This window comes from Pantoea endophytica (assembly GCF_002858935.1).
Lineage (GTDB): Bacteria > Pseudomonadota > Gammaproteobacteria > Enterobacterales > Enterobacteriaceae > Pantoea > Pantoea leporis.
Genome location: NZ_PJRT01000007.1, coordinates 161,151 through 179,503, shown reverse-complemented (window position 1 = coordinate 179,503; position 18,353 = coordinate 161,151). Strand labels below are relative to the sequence as shown.

The window sequence follows — 18,353 nt, the reverse complement described above, 5'->3', positions numbered from 1 at the left end:
GAATACTGTGAGTTTTAAATGGCAAGAAGTGGATTAAATGTACAAAGCGCCACGATTAACGCATTGTTTTTTAGAGAGATAAGAACCAGATTCGGTAAGTTCCGTTTGGGGTATCTCTGGGCGATACTAGAACCATCAGCCCATTTATTAATATTGATGGCCATTTTTGGCTTCATCATGCATAGGACAATGCCAGACATTTCCTTCCCTGTATTCTTACTTAATGGGATCATTCCCTATTTCATTTTTTCTAATATCTCTACTCGATCACTTGGAGTAATTGACGCGAACCAAGGCTTATTTAATTATCGTCCGGTTAAACCCATCGATACTGTTTTAGCAAGGGCGATGTTAGAGACGATTATCTACGTAACTGTCTATATATTTCTGATGTTGATTGTTTGGGCTGCCGGGGAGTATTTTTCTGTGGCAAATCTACTGCAATTAGTGGGTGCATGGAGTCTTTTGATTATTTTCTCATGTGGCGCTGGACTCATTTTTATGGTGATAGGTAAAACCTACACAGAAACGCAGAAGCTTTTGCCAATTCTCCTTAAACCGCTCTATTTCATCTCGGGAATAATGTTTCCACTGCACGCAGTGCCGAAAGATTACTGGCCATTTCTACTCTGGAATCCCCTCCTGCATGTGGTGGAACTCAGCCGAGCAGCAGTGATGCCGGGCTATAGTAGCGAAGGCGTCAGCCTCATTTATCTCGCCATTCTCACACTAACGACATTATTTTTGGGGCTTGCCATCTATCGCACCCGTGAAGAGGCAATGCTGACATCATGATTAAGATTGAAAATCTCACAAAGTCGTACCGCACCTCATCAGGCCGGCACTTCGTGTTTAAAGATTTGAATCTCACTCTGCCAGGTGGAAAAAGTGTGGCGTTGGTTGGCCGAAATGGCGCAGGTAAATCAACATTACTGCGCATGATTGGTGGTATTGACCGGCCTGATAGCGGCGCAATCACTACCAATAAAACGATTTCCTGGCCGGTTGGCCTTACTGGCGGTTTTCAGGGCAGTCTTAGCGGTAGGGAAAACGTTAAATTCGTCGCGCGTTTATATGCCAAACATAGTGAGATGAAAGAGAAAATAGATTTTGTTGAGTCATTTGCTGAATTGGGTAAATACTTCAATATGCCGATCAAAACTTATTCATCCGGAATGAAATCAAGATTAAGTTTTGGTTTAAGCATGGCTTTTGATTTTGATTATTATCTTGTGGATGAGGTCACCGCGGTAGGTGATGCGCGCTTTAAAGAAAAATGCTCAAGGATGTTCCAGGAACGACATAAAAGTGCGAGTTTTTTGATGGTGTCGCATAGCTTAAATACGCTCAAAGAGTATTGTGACGCAGCTATTTTCATTGGTAGGGATAATTATGTCAATTATTATGACTCGGTAAATGATGCTATTGAAGCTTACTTAAGAAGTGAAAATAACAAAAATACTATTCCAATATAAATAACACCGCTGATCATTTTACAACAATCTATTTTAGGTAAGAGAAATGAAGGGAATCGAACATCAAGATTTGTTGATACTCATTGGAGAAAAAGGAGGGCTGCAAGCCCGTGATAATGGCTTTTGTTATTTTCAGCATAGAATGAAGTCAGGATTTAAAAACACTTTTTTCATTTATAGCAAACAGAATGTCGACATAGAAAAACTTTTACCTTTTAATAAAAACATCATACTTAAGGATAGCAAAAAGCATCATAAGATATTTTATGATGCAGATTACCTCCTGCTTAATGACGGATATCTTGATACTTTCCCCTCTTTTAATAAAAAACCATTAGAAAAGGGCTGGGCTCCCATCGTATACCTTCAACACGGAATCATCTCTTACAAGAGAATATTCATATTTAAAGGTCACTACAACGGTAGAATAAGATATTTTAGCACTTCGTTGAAGTCAGAGAAAAATATCGTTATCAATACACTACAAACACAAAAAGATATTAACCAAACAAAAAGATTAGCCATCAAATACAAAATACCACACTACGATGACTTTTTTTCAAGGAATAACCTAGAAGATTTCTATATCTTGCTACTCCAGCGATATTACGTTAACAAAAATTCTGTTGAGGTAGATGATTTACAGGCGCTAAAGAAACTCATACTGAATATTGGTTTCCTCGACAAAAGAGTGATCAATAGTGGCTTGTCGCGACATGAGCTACTACCAATGAAGAAGAAAAATGAAAAAAACATATTATTCTTTTTTACGTGGCGTGAAGAGTGGACAAAACCTGGCGATGACAATCCATTTTTAGACATAGTCCAGCAGATTAAAAACAGCCAAGGAATAATTGATTATGCAAATAAAAGAAATTTAAACATCGCATTTTATTTGCATGAAAAGATACTCCATCTTAAACCAATGATAGAAAAACTCTTTGATGGAGCTATTTCATTTGTCGGGCATGATGACTTTTCAGCAGTATTAAAAGATACGGCTGTATGCATAACAGATTACTCATCAATTGCCTTTGAATTTAACCTGATAAAAACACCGGTTATTTTCCTACAATTTGACTATGATAATTACAAGTTTGAACGAGGTCATTTTTTAAAATCCCCCTATGAATTCAACGGTTCAGTCGTGCGTACTATTGATGAACTTGAAGACCTATTTTCAGACAAAAGCATTGATTTCAAGATCAAACATCGAGCCAGAAAGGATTTCCTTAAAGTCATCCGTGATTATGAAAATTTTAATAAAACCAATAAATTTCTGGATAACGTGATTGCCGATAAACAACAGCACATTGTTTACTGCTGTTATAATATCTATGGCGTAGGTGGAACAGTACAAACAGTTATAAACCAGGCAAATTATCTGGTTTCTGTTGGCTATCAGGTATCCATTATCTCAATGCGGCGCACCAGTGATACACCTAAGCTACAACTTGATCCCAGTGTACGTATTGAATATCTCAATGACGCACGCAGCAATGGCAAGTTCCGCACAAAGCTGGATAATCACCTCGCTCAATATTCTTCAAAGATTTTTAAAAAATCAGAAGATCTTTATAATGGCTTATCTTTGTTGACAGACTTTAAACTGGTAAGCATTTTAAAAACCATTAAGAACGCAACAATTATAGGCACATTCCCAGGCCTATGTGTGAATATCATTAAGCATGCCCATAAGTCGAATAAAGTCATTGTTCAAGAACATCGTGAATTTAGCTCACACTCTAAAGAAATACAGAAAACATTGTTAAGAAACTACCCTAAAGCCTATAAGGTACTTACTCTCACTTCTTTTCAAAAAGAAGAGTACAATGCTCAAGGAATTAGTAAGGTTACCCCCATTCCAAATGGACTCGAAGATAAGTTCCCACTAATTTCACAATCGGGCAGGGATATCCAGAAGAAAAGAATTGTTTCTTTTGGTCGTTTGGTTGAGCTAAAACAATTCAATTTATTAATAGAATCTTTTGCAAAAATAGCAAAAAAATTCCCAGATTGGATTTTAGACATTTTTGGTGACGGTGATGAAAAAGAAAACCTTATCAATCAGATTTCAACGCTAGGTTTAACATCGCAAGTTACCATTCATCCACCGACATCATTAGTTTATGAAGAGATCTACAATAGTGCATTCTGCGCACTCACATCTGCTAAAGAAGCTTTTGGGATGGTCTATATTGAAAGCTTTAGCATGAGCAAACCTGTGGTTAGTTATGATATAGGCTATGGTCCTAAAGATTTCCTGGTGAATGAATATAACGCTTTAGTTTCTCCCTGTTTTGATACTCAACACTTTGCCATGAACATGGAAAGACTTATGGCTAATGAGAACTTACTCAGTCAACTTGGAGAGAACAGTCGAAAAACCTATCTTGAAAAATACGAAATATCTAAAGTTATGGATAAGCTATTAAAGGAGTGTGAATGATGACTAAAGCTTCAAAATTATTAAATACCCCCGGTCTTTTCGTTAAGGATGCTTTTAAGAATATTCTGGGTGGAAGATCAAAAGAAATAATTAATGCAGTAAACATAACGCCAACGGTTGAAACAATCACTGAGCCTCCATTACTAAAATATGATAATGAAAAATTAAACATTCATTTAATAGTCATCGACACCGTAAGTGATAAAATAAAATTCAAAGAAAGCTTAATAAGGTATCAATATCGTAGTATTATTAAGTACACTAATTTTAAAAGTCTCTCATACATTAGCCAAAGTATAATAAGCAACAACAGTGACATAAGTGTTTTTAAAAACTACAGTGAGGCTTTCAAAAACAAGATAAGAAACATCAGTCCAAAACGAGAGTTATTTATATTTATAGATTTGAACTTTCTATTCCTTAAGAAGGTAACGAATAAAGATTTTATATCTCCAGCGGGTATTCCTTATACTTTCATTAAGAATAAAAAAAGAAATATCGACCGAGTAAAAAACACATTCGCAGAACACTTCTGTGAATTTGATTATAATTTTTCACCCGCTGAAAAATTCTGTTGCGTTGATAACATGCAACTTTGTCATTACAACAACATACTTGAGTCTGTCAGTAACCCACATGATTACTTATTCGAGTTCTTACCCATTTCTAACACTATGACCAAGGGAGAGCAAAGTATAATTAAATCACCCATACAGTTTGCCCTGCTTGATAGAGGATATGAAGAAAAATTCATCTGGATACAATCTGTACATGGTTCGAAACGATGTCCTCTCGCCGTAACATTTAACAAGATGAATGATAAAAACGATGATTATGCTATGTTTTTAGATACGATTGTTCCTCATGTTTCACGTGACGAACACTATTTATCCGTGAAGCAGGAATTGAGTCATTAAAATAAAAGAATTAAATTAATCCATTCTTAAAAATACAGGGCGGATTAATTTTAAAAATGAAACCCAATAAGATGCTAACTATTTCCCTTAGAAAATTCAGGAAATTAAAAAGAGCACCAATACTCTTTTTTAGAGATTACCTATTAAAACGACACCCTTTGGTTTTAAATCACAACAATATAATCAATGCAACAGAAGGTATTATTGTTAGTGCTTTACAAAATTCAATAGCTTCCTTCAAACCTGCTTTCAAAATCGATGTTGTATACACTTGGGTCGATGCAAATGATTCAGCATGGTTGCAAAAAAAAAGGCTGCACAGCAATGCAGACATATCATATGCACTTTATGCAACTGAAGAATCGAGATTCAGTAACCATAATGAACTCTATTACTCTCTACTCAGTATTGAAAAAAACATACCGTGGGTAAACAGGATATTTATAGTCACTGACAATCAAAAACCATTAATTCCAGATAGCCTCAAGGATAGAGTGGTGTTAGTTGATCATTCCGAAATCATTCCACAACAATATCTGCCCACATTTAACTCACATGTAGTTGAAGCCTACCTACACAAAATCAAGGGATTATCAGAACACTTTATTTACTTTAACGATGACTTCTTTGTTGCTCAAAAAAACAACCCTGAGCATTTCTTCAAGTCAAATGGGATAGCGAGTTTATTTGTTAGCAACAAAAGTACTTCATATTCTCCAGGGGAAGAAAGAACAACAGCAACGTTATCAGCATGTCAGAATTGTAACGATATCTTCGAATCAAACTTTGCTGTTCGATTTGACAATACACTGACTCATACGTATGTACCTTTGATTAAATCTGTTTTTGAAGAAAGTGCGTCTATGTTTCAACATGAAATCGCTGCATTTTCCAAAAACAAATTCAGAGCGAAGAATGACTTAAATGTTGCTACCTTTCTCGTTCCTTATCATCAATATATTCTGGGCAAATCCGCGCCGAATCTGGACATCTGTTTTTATTTTAACATCCGCTCTCCTGCATCAGGCAGTTTCTATCGAGCGCTTATTAATGGCAAAAAAGACAATAATCTCCCACATTCATTTTGTGCGAATGACTTTAGCTCTAATGAATTTAATCATGATGGTTACAGTGAAAGATTGAATGAATTTCTATCATCATTTTTTATCTCGTAAAGTCATGACGTAAAAAGAATGACAAAGCTTCTTTATAGTGATTGCAATCGAAAAACACTTAAAATGAATAGGAACAACGTTGTTATGAATGATAGTTATGAGAAACAGATTGCAAGCTTCATTGCAGCAGGGAATGTTGTTATAGGTAAACCCGAAAAAGTTTTAGGTGATTTCAGTCTAAATTTCCAATCAGGTAAGAACTCCAGCATTACTTTCAGCGAAGGATGCATATTAAATAATGTATCTATTAATATGGAAAATGGTAACGGTGTATGGAAAGTTGGTAAAAAAACCTACATTCGCGGACGTTACTTTATTGGTGCTGGATCTAAAATTGAAATCGGAGATCAAACAGCAATGAATCGTCATGTACTTATTGTTGCTACTGAAGGCGCATCAATCATCATAGGCAAGGATTGCCTTTTCTCTGACATAACGATGTCTACGACAGATTGGCATTCAATCATTGATGATATGACTGGAGAAAGAATAAATCCTGCCAAATGTATCGTCATTGAGGATTCAGTATGGCTGGGTGAGAATGTCACAATTCAAAAAGGCATTACGATTGGAAAGAATAGTATAATTGGCTCCAGAGCATTAGTGACAAAAACCATTCCGCCCGGAAGTTTAGCCGTTGGTATTCCTGCAAAAATAATCAGAGAAAACGTCAGGTGGCAGCGCGCACTCATTCCTATGGACTTCCTGCCAGCAGAACCTTACTAAACTAAAATAGAGTAAATATTCAATGGGAACCCGCAATTGACGAACCATGCTGCGCTTGAGTGTCAGCATGGCGTTAATTAACAACGCTGAAATTGAGCTCATTTAAAGTTTTGCACGTCTTCTAATTCACTCCAAACTTTACTCGAAAAAACGTTCCATTGGTAATAATGGATATTAACTTGCGTCTGGCAGGTCAAATGTGACATAAAATTTTTGAACAAATAATCATCTATAGTAAATTGATCCCGCCAAAAAAAATCCAAACCCGACTGAAACGTTACTCCTCGAATGTCGTACAATGCCTCTCCCATCACTTTTATCCGCTTACCATGCATCAACGCTAAAATCCCTGCGGTGCTGTTGATCGTAACCACACCTTGAGCATGTAAAATTAATTCCCGCAAAGGGAGGTCATGAATATAAACTACTCTATCTATAATATTTAAACGCTTGCAGAGCTCATTGATCAGCGCTGCGTAATTGCGATGCCCACAATCCATTGGATGATGTTTAATCACCAGATAAGTATCCGCTGGTGCATGCTGCGCAAAGGAGCACATTACCTCATAGATATAATCCCGCACATCATTATAAGGGCTATGATGCTCTATTTGGCTGTCATTATAAACCTGTAAAATCGCCAGGTAATAGCGTTGATCTAGCTCAATCGTTAATCTATTAAGTATATATCTCTGCTTAAATTGATATAATGTCTTGCGCCACCCAGCACGAAACCAATATGTGGCTTCGCGCCAAGGTGAAAATGGTTTATGGTGACAATATTGGTCAAAAGTATGTCGATAATACCAGCTAATGAAGTAATACCAACTGGCATGCGCCATCTTGCGAATTTTAGATGGATAACATGCCTCTATTTTTGCTGCTGGCTGCGCCAGTAGCTGTCGATAGAACTCAGCATCGCGCGGCAATGAAGAGTTGGCATTGACACCGCCCTCCTCGAGCGTAATAAAATTTGGTCGCAGATATCCTTCTTCGAAAACAAAAAATCTAACCCCTTGCGTATGCGCCCAGCCTTTCGCTACCTTATGTAGCGTCCGGCAATCGCCAAAGCATAAAATCGTATCAAATTCATAATCCCGCTTAACTTGGTTGAGCCAAGCCGAAAACTCCTTTTCTGTTTGCATGAACGCGAGGTATTTACGTTTACGGCAATAGAAGCGGTCGCCGCCGTTGAATACGACATTCACGGCTTTACGCCCTAATGATTCCAGCCAATAAGCCATGTCATTAAAGAAAGGCCCCATTGGGCCTTGCAACAACAGGAACTGCTTTCCTTTTAGCAGCTTTTTAATAGCTTCACTCATGGTTTAAAATGCTAACTTAACCTTAATAAACATTGATAACTTTTTTCCCATCCGCATAAGTCTGTCTCGCCAATTTTTATCAATCACCATATTTGCTCGTGGTGTATTGATGAGAATTTCAATGGCTTCTTCGACTGAAATAGCATCCAGTCGTAACGGATGAATGTAAGTTGGATAGGCAATTAATGCTTGATAGATTAAATCGTAAAGGCCTAACTGTTTCACACGGCGGAAACAATCATGCTCGTCATATGTTAATCCCCATCCAGCATAGAATGGCATGCCGTAGCAGTACACGCGTTTGCCATGCAATAAAGCTTCGAATCCTGAAAGCGATGTCATGGTATGTACTTCATTGGAAACCTGAATACATTGAATAATGTCTGCATCCAGCGCCTGATAATCAGCATATTGATTAATTTCTCTATCAGTAATATGCCCTTTGCGGTTGCCTACTACTACATCTGGATGTGGCTTGTAAATAATGTATGCCGCAGGATTACGCTCCCGTACGGTTCGTAACAAATCCCGATTAGTACAGATTGTAAAGGTGCTGGTCTGAATAGATGCATCATTTTCTACCTGACCTGGCACCAATAATACACGTTTCCCTTTTGAATCGGCTGGCAAAGTAAAATCAACTCCAAGATTGTATTTACTGATTCTGTTATTTACGAGTCGATGATGAACCTTCCTCGCCCGCGAACATTGAGCATCGGTTAATTCACTTTCATTGAGCAACACCTCTAAATCACTGGGTCGCGTGGCATCGTAATAAATACCACGTTTATCCAATACCAAGGACAACGGCGGCATAAGATCTGAACCCAGGCCCGAAGAGCGTAAAAAACCATCTTCCATCCGCCAAACAGGTAATTGTTGGGCTTGCGCTTTTTCCAACCAACGCTGCTCGCCAGCAATTCCCCACACCACACACGCGGTAGCCAGCTTATTACTTTTTGAAAAACTCAGCGTATTGGTAGCGGTACGCAAAAACGGTTTAAGGATGGTGTATTTCCACATCGATAAACCCGGCGCCCAAAGGTGTCCGATACGTGGTAGCTGATAGTTGCGTTGCAATTGGATCCAATGCAAAACATCAAACAGCGTTGCGGGCTCGCCGGTCAACGGGTGGATATAGCGGCTATAGCGCAAGTAGGCCGCCGCAAACAGTTGCTCAAGCGTAGCGTTGCCACGCCGTTCACTTAGCTGCTTAGCTTGTGGATGGCGATCGTCGGTCAATCCCCAACCGGCATACCAGGGTTGGCCAAAGCACGTCACCGGTTTACCTGCCATCAATGCTTCAAATCCATACTGCGAAGTCATGACATAGACACGTGAGACATGCCGCAACAGAGATTGTGGGCTCACATCATCAGCCATGAGATGTATATGATGCGTGGATTGGAAGGAGTGGTAATATCCCGACTTCTTGCCTTGTAGTACGTCCGGATGGACCTTTATCCAGACCACGGCACCAGGATTTTCCCGCATCGCCGCCTCTAACATCAGGACAAAATTATTCGGCCCCGCATTGCCATAGGTTACGGACATGTCACCTAGCGTTTGGTCAATAACTAATACTACATTGCTGGTTGCACATGCTCCTGCAATAAAAGCCGGGGCCTGATTATATTTCGATAAATCTTGCTCAACGATGATGCTCATTGCTCGTTTGGCGTCATCGGCAAGCCGTTGATTAACTTCTCTTTCCTGGATCATCTTCTCTAACTCGCTGGGCCGGTTAGCATCGTAATAGATCCCCAATCTATCCAGCACCAGTGAAAAAGGTGGCGCGCCATTAACGCCAAGATCCAGCGAGCGGATATAGCCATCTTCCAGTCGCAGCACTGATTTTCCTACACTACGCGCCCACGCCACTGGCTGACGTGTATTGGGACGATATCCCCACACTGCAATGGTGGTCACGGCATCGGCGACAGGCCGTTGCAGCGATAATTTCTGGCACGGCTGGGCCAGGAAATTACGCAAAAATGGAATTCGCCAGATGCCCGAAGAGAATATACCAATCATCACGATGCACCCTTACAGCGTAAGAACCACTTTCGCCGCAACGGCTAATTGATACAGGATGGTGGAAATGCCACGCGTCACTTCGATGCTCTTCGATTCATACTTCGGCAGCACCATTAACTCATCACCTGGATTCAGCGCACCGACATCTTCCGCGTCTTCGGCTGCGCCGTTCTGGCGAATAACGATGACGCGCGCATTACCGGACTTCTGCGTAAAGCCACCACTTTTGGCGATGTAATCTTTCGCGCGTAAGCCTTTCTCCCAGCTCACTGCATTCGGGAACAGCACTTCACCATGTACCAGCACCAGTGAGGTTTTCTGAGGAATGCTAATCACATCACCATCTTCCAGCAGGGTGGCCGCGAGGTTTTTCTCGTTCAGAATGACTTCACCTTTTGGCACGACCTGACGCGCTTTCGCCACAAATCGGCTGACCAATTGCGCTTCCTGGAAGCGGAGGCCAGCCTCTTCCTTGGTGGATGATTGCGCAGAAAGCGAGGCTTCCTCTAACTTCTGCAACGCCAGGTTCATCATCTCTTTCTGGCGGGAGGCCACGGAGGGACGATACAGCTTGATGGCACTCATCTGCGACATACTATTAGGTCGAATCTGCTTCAACACCGCCTGCATGTTGGATCCGTAAGGCAGTACCATCGCGTGTTCACCTGAGTGTGCGCCTTCAACGCGGACCTGAATCGTGCTGGCATAGCGATCGGTGCTCACAATCAGTCTGTCACCATCTTGCAGGAAGCGGCCGTTCGCCTCGCGAATTGGATAATATTCGCTGCGCTTTGCTAAACCTTGCTGGCGCACAATAGTAATATGCGTCGCACCCGGTTTGACTCGCGCCCAGCTCAAAGCTTCGGTGACAGGAATAGTGCTGTTGCGAAATTCAAAGTTATAGCTATTGAATACATCGCCTTGCACATTGAACGTATGCTGACGCGGCCCGACCACAATGGTGTCGCCATCGGCAAATTGTGATAATCCCAATTTACCGTTAAGCAAAAAATCATACAGGTTGATATTGGATCGCACTTTATTGCCACGTTTCACTGCAATATCGACGTAACTTCCACGTTCAGGATCAACGCCGCCTGCTTTAATCAAATAGTTCAATAGGGAATCCGACGTCACGCCGCCATATAAACCCGGGCTGTGGACAAAACCGGTGACGTAGACTTTCACAGGCTGTGCCTGTAATAGCGATGCATACACACTGACGTTGGCTTGGTAGACCTGCTTCACTTTGCTGGTAATTAACGCGTTTAGCTGGCTGTTACTGATGCCAGCGACTTTTACCGGCCCCACATTTGGCAGGAAAATGTTGCCTTTGGGATCAACCTGCAACGCGCCGTCAAAAGTAAATGCGCCCCATAAACGCACCTGAATGCTATCTCCTGGATTCAGGATATAGCCGGGATTGAAACCTACGCTTGCCCCGTTCTCTCCGCTATTGCCATTAAACAGCTGGGCACCAAACATACGGCTAAGTACCACAGGTGCAACTGGCACAGGCGTATCATCAAATCCGCTGTTATTGCTGCTGATATTTACCGGTGCCGAATTGAGCAAAGATTGTGTTTTAACACCGGTTAAGTTTGCATCAGCGTTAATATTTAAGGCCGCATTGGCCTGCGCAGTGAAGCAAGCTGCGATCATTACAAATGATTTTAAAATTTTCATAACAGACTCATTCTGCGACAGCATTAATCCCGATGATCTTCAATCACCGCCAATATCAGTTTCAGGGTGCCAAACATTAAGCAGCACACCAGCAACCAGCAGGCGATCAAATACGGAATATTGGGGAAAGTGGACTCTTGCGGCTGCTGCGGTGAACTGATCACCGAAAGCACTTTCAGTTTGCGAGCGGCTTCCACGCGTGTTTTTTCGATAGAGGTCAGCGCAAGCTTGTAAAGCTCATTATCAAAGGTGACACGCGATCTAATCTCTTCAAACTCCACCGCCATGCGGTTAAGTTTGTCGCCCTGCGGCGCGGTGATTTTGCCTTTCTCGTTATCGATCTGCGCCTGCATCGAGGCAATGGCGTTACGTACGCTGACAACTTGCGCAGCGTCATCACGCAGATAGGTCAGCAGAGTACGCAGCTCCGCTTCCATCTGGATCTTCTGGCCCATCAGCGTGTTAACCAGTGAACTGGCTGCTAACGCTTGCGCTTCAGGATCCAGCACATTGTTGCTGTTCTGATACGCCAGCAGCTCGGATTTACTGTTATTCAGGCGTGAGCGGGACTTTTCCATCTCCTTTTCCGCAAAGGCCAGTTGATCACGCGCAATACGGTGCGACAACTCATTAATGAAGCGTTCGGACTCTTTCAGCACCGCTTTATTAAAGTTAAGGGCAAAGTCCGGCGTAAAGCCTTGCGTGCGAATAGCCAGCAATCCGGCTTTATCGTCATACGTTACGCTGATACGTTCACGATAATAACGCAGGAATTTTTCGGCAGTTTCATCAGGAGACAGATGGTGCAAGAAATCCAGCCCGCTTTGGCTGAAGGTTTGACGGAAATTAAGTTGTTTATCTAGCACTGCCAGCATATCCGGCGAATTGATGTACTCCTTTAAGTAAAGTGCATCTTCCACCGAACTGGGATTAATCGCCCCTAACAACAAGCCAAAATTCACGCTATTGCTGGCAAGATCATCTGAGCGTTTAATCGCGACTTTGGATTCGCTCACAAAACGCGGCTGACTGAATATTGCCAGATAAATAATCAGCAACGTCATTGGGAGAAAAATGATCCCTTTTCCGAGGTGCCGTTTAAGATTGGCGAAAGAAACAACGCCTAATCTTTTTTCAAATTTTGATAAGGTGGAATTCTCTTTTATTAACATGGAGCAATCATCAAATATTCATAAGCGTGCCGTAGCACATCATTGAGGTTCGGCCTGCGGCTCTGCGCATTAATAACCCTGCCGCCCCTCGAGGAAAATCCAATATTTCGGGATGTTTTTTGGTGACAAATTGCAGCGCATTAAATAAAAGTACCGCGTCCGTCTTCCCGCGCTCGAAAATAAAACCACATTGATTTGTTCATAATTTCATGTGCGTAACGTATCAAAGCGCTCAGCTTAGCGTTAAGCGCACTTAGCGCATTTGAGAAACGGCTTGTTATCGTTCACTTCGGGAAACCCTTTTCTCTAATAACAAGCCAACTCAAGACATTTCTTGCTGTAATTAATTATATAAGTGTGGGATTTGATATTTAACGGTTCGTGTAATAGTTACCAAAACTTCATGGTGCCCTCATCAATCACCCAAATAAAAAACCGCCGTTTCCTGAGGAAAACAGCGGTTTTAAACTAACGCATTATACCGTTCCAATCAGCGTTCGCGCATCGCCTCTTGCGCTTTGTTAAACGGCTTAATCAGATAATCCATCACCGTCTTCTCACCGGTCTTGATATCCACGGTAGAAACCATGCCGGGACTGATGGAGAAGCGCTTACCGGCTTTATTCTGCACGTAGTCGTTATCGGTGCGGATAAACACGCGGTAATAGTAAATTTCCGGTTTCACCTCATCCTGAATGGTATCCGGCGAGATGCTCTCCACCACGCCGTTCAGGCCGCCATAAATGGCGTAGTCATACGCCGAGATCTTCACCACCGCCCGCTGGCCGGGACGGATAAAGGCGATATCGCGCGGTGACAAACGCGCTTCAATCAGCAGACGATCGTTCATCGGCACAATGTTCATCAGCTCGCCATTCGGTGGGACCACGCCGCCCACGGTGGAGACTTTGATGTTTTTCACGATGCCGCGCATCGGCGAACGGATGGTCAGTCGCGTCACCGTGTCTTCACGCCCTTTCACCACTTGCGCCATGCTGTCGGCCTCGGCGTTGGCTTTCGCCAGCTCCTCACGCGCCTGCACGTAATATTGCGAACGCATATCGGTGAGTTTCAGCTCCAGATCTGATTTATCGCGCTGCAAACGCAGCACTTCCACGCTACTGGCGGCACCGGTTTTGGCCAGACGCTGCGTGATGGCCAGCTCGCGGTTAGCCAGCGCCAGCGACTCTTTAAACTGCGCAGTCGCATCAGTGAGCTGTGCGCGGCGGGTTTTATACAGCCGCGTTTCTGACGCCATCAGATCGGGGAACTTATTCAACTCTGCCGGGAAACTCAGCGGCTGATCGTTCACTTCCGCATTGAGACGCGCGGCGGCAGCCAATGCCGCACGATAGCGTGCCGCACTTTCGCCGACGTTGGATTGCGAGCGCGTGGCATCGAGGCGCGCCACCACTTGCCCGGCCTGCACCTGATCGCCTTCGTGCACATACAGCTCGGTGAGGATGCCGCCCTCCAGCGATTGCAGCACCTGATCGCGCGAGCTGGGAATCACTTTGCCGGTGCCGGTTGAGACTTCATCCAGCACGCCAAACCAGGCCCAGATCACCGTAACGAGGATCAGTGCGGTGCTGATGACGATCAGCCGCACCGCGCCAGTGTAATGGGTTTCGGATCGCAGCTCGCCGAGCAGATCGTCGGAGGAATCCACTTCTGCCGCCGTCACTAAGCGCAGTCTTGCCGGTATATGTCTGATCATGATTGCGCCTCCGGCATGCTGTCGTTAGCACGCGGTGCCGGCAAGGCGTTCTCTTTCGGGCTGTCCATCACCAGTTGTCCCTCTTTCAGCACCAGCACACGATCCACTAGCGCGAGGATCGCCGCACGGTGCGTCGCCACGATCAAGGTGCGTCCGTTGAGCCACTGACCGAGACGTTCGATAAACTCTTTCTCGGTGTGATCGTCGAGCGCCGCCGTCGGTTCATCCAGCAGGATGATGTTGGGATCGCGCAGCAGCATGCGCGCCAGCAGCAGCGACTGACGCTGTCCGCCGGAAAGCCCAACGCCGCCTTCCATGATCGGATGGTCGAGGCCGAGCGGCAGACGACGAATGAAATCTGCGCCGCCGCTGACGGTGAGCGCGCCAAAGATGGCATCATCGGTGGCGTGCGCCGCGCCCATGGTGAGATTCTCGCGCAGCGTGCCGTGGAACAGCCGCGCATTTTGCGTCAGCAGGCCAACGTTACGCCGCACATCGGCCACATCAATGTGCGGCAGGCTGAGGTTATCAAGCCGCAGTTCACCGCCGACCAGATCGATGCCGCCAATCATCGCCTGCAGCAAGGTCGATTTACCCGAACCGTTGCGTCCCAGCACCGCAATACGCTCGCCCGGTTTGATGGTCAGGCTTTTAATGCGCAGCGCGATGTTCATCGAATCGGTGTAGTAACGGAACATTGCGTCGGTGAACTGATAGTGACCAAACAGCACCGGCGTGTGGATCCGCGTTTCGTCTTTGCTGTTTTCAACCGGCAAATTCATCAGCGCATCGAGGCTGCCTTTCGCCGCTTTCACCTGCTGCCAGCGCGCCAGCACGCCGCACAGCGTCGCCATCGGCGCAATCATGCGCGAGGAGAGCAGCGACGCCGCCACAATCGCACCGGTGGTAATATCGCCGTTGATTACCATCGGCGCACCGATCACAATCACGCTGGCGTATACCAAACCCTGCACCGTCACGCCCCAGGTAATCAGCGAGTGCATCACTTTGCGCATCTCCACGCCGGATTGCGCGGTAATGCGAATGTAGCTGTTCCACTGTTGCAGGAAGCGATCTTCCGCCTGCATCAGCTTGATATCTTCCAGCCCTTGCACGCTCTCCACCAGCACCGCATTTCGCAGCGTCGACTCTTTCAGGTTCTGCTGCGCCAGCTTCGCCAGCTTCTTCTGGCTCAGCACGCCCGGCAGGATCATCAGCAGCACCGCCACCGGCGCAATCCACGCCAGCTGCGGCGCGATAATCGCCATCACCAGCATGAACAGCAGGAAGAACGGCATATCGACAATCGACGTGACCGTGGTGGACGTAACCATTTCGCGGATCGCCTCTAGCTCGCGCAACTGCGAGATAAAGGTGCCGGTCGAGCGCGGCACCGCGCTGTTACGCAGCCGCAGTGCGTGACCAAATACCCGATCGGAGACGCGCATATCGGCACGCTTGCCCAGCAGATCGGTCACGTGATCGCGTCCAACACGCAGAATATAAGTGAACACCACCGAGATGATCACGCCGATATACAGCACATACAGCGTGGGATAGGACTGCGCCGGAATCACCCGATCGTACACCTGCATTGAGAAGATAATGCCGACCAGCGCCAGCAGGTTAATCAGGAAGGATCCGAGCATCACGTAGCCGTACGGCCGCAGATCGTGCAGCACCAGACGGCGCAGCCAATCCGGTTTTACCGTGGCGAGATAGCGATCGACGCGGCTATCTTTGGCGGCGGTAACCGGACGCAGCGCGGCGGCAAAGCGGATTTCCGGCAGCAACGTCTCCAGCGCAATTGGTGCTGGCTGTTCATCACCGGCAAAATGCACCCGCACGTCATCGTCGCCATCAAACTGGGTAATAACGCCCACCTGACCGTCGGCCAGCTCGATCGCCAGCGGCAAGCGCCAGCTGGTGATCTCCCACTTATTCTCTTCATATAATTGCAGCGATAAGCCGGCCTGGCGCGCCAGATGGCGTAACGCTTTATCGCGCGACTGTTTGCCCTGCCATTCGGCAGCGGCCATGATCATGCCCGGCGAACAGGGCAAGCGATAATGGCTGGCGATCAGGATGATTGCGGTGGCCCATCCGTGTAAGGGCACGTTTCCCCCGGACGCGCTATCAGGTGCGTCGGGAATCTGTAATTGCGTCATGGCTGGATCTCCACGGACTGGATCCGCTGATTATTCAAAGCAAACGCCGACCGCATATGCCCGGTGCTGTAGAGGCAATCGAGCTGCAGTGAGCGTAACTGGCTGATGGTTTGCTGCAATGTGAAACGGGTCTGGAACACTTCCTGCTCGGCGTTGAGCACGTCCAGCAGCGGACGGGTGCCGAGTTGCAGATACTGATCCTGATAGAGCGACTGGGTTTTCTCGCCCAGCGTCTGTTGCCGTCCCATGATCGCCAGGCTGAGCGCCAGGCTTTGCGACGCGTTCTGCGACTCACTCAACTGCTGACGCGCTTTAAGCCGCGCCGAGTTGACGGCCGCATTGGCGGCCTGCAATGCATTGGCGGCCGCGTCCCGGCTGGCGGTGATGCCGCCGCCCTGATAGAGCGGCATTTCCACTTTCACAAACGCCGAATATTGGGTGCGATCCAGCGATTCGCTGCCGGAGTAGTGATTATTGAGATAATGCGTCACCTGCGGTTCCAGCGAGATGGTTGGCATGTTTTGCGCGTTAGCATTATCGAGTTTGGCCTGCGCCTGATTGGCCTGCGCCCAGGCCGCCAGCACCGACGGATTGAGCTTGTCATCGGCTTTCGCCACCTGACAGGACTGGGTGAGTTTAGTGGGAAAATCGTCGCTGACCTTTTTCACCAGCGGCCAGCCAAGATAGGTTGCCAGCGTGGCGCGCCAGCGGTCGAGGTTGGCTTGATACTGCGTTAGGGTGGTACGCGCGCCTTCGATACGCGCATCGGTTTGGGTGGCATCCGAAAGCGACGCCGCGCCCTCTTCATTACGCTGGCGCGCCAGATCGCCAATCTTACTCAACGCCTTGAGCTGCTCACGCGCAATTTTGACCAGTTGCTGATAACCCTGCACTTCCACCAGCGCCGCGGCGGTATCGTGCGCCACGGTATCAATGCTCACCAGCACGTTGGCCTGCTCCTGCGCCACGCCCGCTTCGGCGGAACGCACTGAACTGCTGACCTTGCCGAAGTCATACAACATCTGTGAAACCGACAGCACAAACGACGGGCTGAAGCCCTTTTCGCTGTAAGCATTGCTGTAGCCGTTGTTCATGCCGGCACTGATTTGTGGATAGTATTTGGCTTTCGCCACATCAACCTGATTAGCCTGCTCCAGCATTTTTCCTACTGCCTGAGCGATATCGGGATGCCACTGAACGGCGCGCTGCACCGCCTGGTTGATGGTGAGAAAGTCGGGGACGTTGGCGAGGGCGGGTTCCGCCACTTCACCGGTTAATGAAGGCAGTTCTTGCTGTTGCGCTAAACCTGCTGAGGTGATGTGCCCCGCCCGGGTTAACGCGTCACTGGCCGCTAAAAGTGGAGAACTGTAAAGTAAAGCCATGCCCGCACAGAGAACGCTGAGCTTAAACGAACGGCGAAAAGTTGCGCCTGAGTGCATCAGTTCCATCGATAGTCCACCAGTCAATAAAGAGAAAGGGGCACATCCCTGTGCCCTAACTGCATCC

At 46.0% G+C, this 18,353-nt stretch carries 13 protein-coding genes; 6 read left to right on the top strand and 7 right to left on the bottom strand.

What is annotated here, in order from left to right:
- Nucleotides 1-18: 18 nt before the first annotated feature.
- From PZBJ_RS07420 to PZBJ_RS07395, 6 genes are all read left to right on the top strand, one after another.
- A complete protein-coding gene (locus PZBJ_RS07420) occupies nt 19-795 on the top strand; it encodes an ABC transporter permease (RefSeq protein ID WP_101761931.1) in 777 nt (258 codons plus the stop codon).
- Nucleotides 792-1,475 (top strand): ABC transporter ATP-binding protein, encoded by a 684-nt coding sequence (locus PZBJ_RS07415; protein ID WP_101761930.1) that lies wholly within the window; start codon nt 792-794, stop codon nt 1,473-1,475. The genes PZBJ_RS07420 and PZBJ_RS07415 overlap by 4 nt, the downstream gene beginning before the upstream one ends.
- 46 nt (nt 1,476-1,521) lie before the next feature.
- On the top strand, nt 1,522-3,924 hold the full coding sequence (locus PZBJ_RS07410; protein WP_101761929.1) for a glycosyltransferase: 2,403 nt from the start codon (nt 1,522-1,524) through the stop codon (nt 3,922-3,924).
- The gene (locus PZBJ_RS07405; protein ID WP_101761928.1) at nt 3,921-4,841 is read left to right on the top strand and encodes a hypothetical protein; all 921 of its coding nucleotides are present in this window, start codon (nt 3,921-3,923) and stop codon (nt 4,839-4,841) included. Before PZBJ_RS07410 ends, PZBJ_RS07405 begins: the two co-directional genes overlap by 4 nt.
- 56 nt (nt 4,842-4,897) lie before the next feature.
- On the top strand, nt 4,898-6,016 hold the full coding sequence (locus PZBJ_RS07400; RefSeq protein WP_240632898.1) for a Stealth CR1 domain-containing protein: 1,119 nt from the start codon (nt 4,898-4,900) through the stop codon (nt 6,014-6,016).
- Nucleotides 6,017-6,100: 84 nt separating this feature from the next.
- The gene (locus PZBJ_RS07395) at nt 6,101-6,742 is read left to right on the top strand and encodes an acyltransferase (protein WP_158238600.1); all 642 of its coding nucleotides are present in this window, start codon (nt 6,101-6,103) and stop codon (nt 6,740-6,742) included.
- A gap of 98 nt (nt 6,743-6,840) precedes the next feature.
- Here the strand turns inward: PZBJ_RS07395 and PZBJ_RS07390 are convergent, their stop codons facing one another.
- From PZBJ_RS07390 to PZBJ_RS07360, 7 genes are all read right to left on the bottom strand, one after another.
- On the bottom strand, nt 6,841-8,067 hold the full coding sequence (locus PZBJ_RS07390; protein WP_101761925.1) for a capsule polysaccharide biogenesis protein: 1,227 nt from the start codon (nt 8,065-8,067) through the stop codon (nt 6,841-6,843).
- A 3-nt stretch (nt 8,068-8,070) separates the two neighbouring features.
- The gene (locus tag PZBJ_RS07385) at nt 8,071-10,101 is read right to left on the bottom strand and encodes a capsule polysaccharide biogenesis protein (RefSeq protein WP_101761924.1); all 2,031 of its coding nucleotides are present in this window, start codon (nt 10,099-10,101) and stop codon (nt 8,071-8,073) included.
- Nucleotides 10,102-10,113: 12 nt separating this feature from the next.
- Nucleotides 10,114-11,790 (bottom strand): polysaccharide biosynthesis/export family protein, encoded by a 1,677-nt coding sequence (locus PZBJ_RS07380; RefSeq protein ID WP_101761923.1) that lies wholly within the window; start codon nt 11,788-11,790, stop codon nt 10,114-10,116.
- Between the two features lie 23 nt (nt 11,791-11,813).
- On the bottom strand, nt 11,814-12,962 hold the full coding sequence (locus PZBJ_RS07375; RefSeq protein ID WP_101761922.1) for a capsule biosynthesis protein: 1,149 nt from the start codon (nt 12,960-12,962) through the stop codon (nt 11,814-11,816).
- A gap of 490 nt (nt 12,963-13,452) precedes the next feature.
- Entirely contained in the window at nt 13,453-14,679 is a 1,227-nt protein-coding gene (locus tag PZBJ_RS07370; RefSeq protein WP_101761921.1) for an HlyD family type I secretion periplasmic adaptor subunit, read from the bottom strand.
- Nucleotides 14,676-16,847, bottom strand: a complete 2,172-nt coding sequence (locus PZBJ_RS07365; protein ID WP_101761920.1) for a type I secretion system permease/ATPase — start codon at nt 16,845-16,847, stop codon at nt 14,676-14,678. Before PZBJ_RS07365 ends, PZBJ_RS07370 begins: the two co-directional genes overlap by 4 nt.
- Complete coding sequence (locus PZBJ_RS07360; protein ID WP_101761919.1) at nt 16,844-18,295, bottom strand: TolC family outer membrane protein; 1,452 nt, start codon at nt 18,293-18,295, stop codon at nt 16,844-16,846. The genes PZBJ_RS07365 and PZBJ_RS07360 overlap by 4 nt, the downstream gene beginning before the upstream one ends.
- Between the last annotated feature and the right edge of the window lie 58 nt (nt 18,296-18,353).